We start from the raw sequence: 1,047 nt of genomic DNA, 5'->3' as shown, positions 1-1,047 counted from the left end.
TCAATCGTTGGTGTAATGATTTCTTCATATCCAAAGGATTCAAAAATCCGTTCCAAAGTATTTTGTAGATATTTTTTCTTTTCACACTCATTCAAAATCGTATCTTTCATTCCTTGTGGTAATTGTATTTGTTGCATATAAACAAACCTCCTTATAAACAAAAAAACTTCCGTCCTAAGGACGAAAGTTTAACTCACGTGGTTCCACCTTATTTTACTAATAAATTAGCCTCAAACCTGATAACGCCAGGAATACGTTAAAAACTACTTAGTTTCATCTTTACAGCTCAAAGACGTGTTCAAATAGCCTTACTCTTTCTTTTCACCAACCAGAAAGTCTCTTGAAGCAGTACTATTTTACTATTTCTTTTCATTGCTTTGAAAATAATATAGTCTTAATGAAAATAAATGTCAAGCTGAAATGTAAGTAATTTACATTATTTTTCCCATGAATAATAGGAACCTCCAAACACAAACAGATGCTCAAACGGTAATAAAGAACGAATCCATTCATTGAAACCTTTTGGATTCTTTTCATCGTGGACAATTGTTTTCACTAAGCGATTCTTTCCACCGACATTTTTATACATCCTTAATTGCCATCCATTTTCTTCTACTTCTTTGGTCTCTAGATCCAAACTTGCCATCGCTTCTAAAATGGCATAGGCATCTTCTTTAGAAATCGTAGCTTGTTGCGTTTTTAAAGCCTGTACACCTTCTTTTGACATAACATACCTTGTTAGATAGACTCTTCCATTAGCACTGATTGTCAAATTCTGTGCCACCTCTTCAGAGATGCTCGCATAATGCCACTTACTTAATAAGTTACGATTTAACTTAACACATTGAAGTGTATCTGATTCTTTTAAAGATAAATATCTCAACAATAATTCTTTAAACATCCCAGATTCAATAACACTTTTTAAGAAGTAAGGAACATAATTTTCTTTTTGAAAAAGACACATTTAATAAATTAGGATATAAAGCTAAAATCAACACTCATACAACGTCTTATATAAATTGACTTCTGGGCATATATCTTTATTTC

General features: G+C 31.8%; 2 protein-coding genes and 1 other annotated feature. Both genes read right to left on the bottom strand.

Annotated elements, in window-relative coordinates; translation table 11 throughout:
• Positions 1 to 110: hypothetical protein (locus ACZQCL_RS03325; RefSeq protein WP_482481848.1), on the bottom strand; the 110-nt coding region annotated here is incomplete at its 3' end.
• A 63-nt stretch (positions 111 to 173) separates the two neighbouring features.
• Positions 174 to 382 (bottom strand) — a binding site (T-box leader).
• Between the two features lie 54 nt (positions 383 to 436).
• Positions 437 to 964 carry a hypothetical protein gene (locus ACZQCL_RS03320; protein WP_482481844.1) on the bottom strand — a complete coding sequence of 176 codons (528 nt, stop codon included), beginning with the start codon at positions 962 to 964 and terminating at the stop codon, positions 437 to 439.
• Between the last annotated feature and the right edge of the window lie 83 nt (positions 965 to 1,047).

It is taken from the genome of Holdemanella sp., from assembly GCF_056804935.1.
The sequence above is the reverse complement of the archived record's forward strand: the minus strand, read 5'-3'. Positions and strand labels throughout refer to the sequence as shown.

Excerpts from the sequence above, each read along its gene's own strand:
- ACZQCL_RS03320 (WP_482481844.1), bottom strand. The coding sequence starts at position 964 with ATGTGTCTTTTTCAAAAAGAAAATTATGTTCCTTACTTCTTAAAAAGT.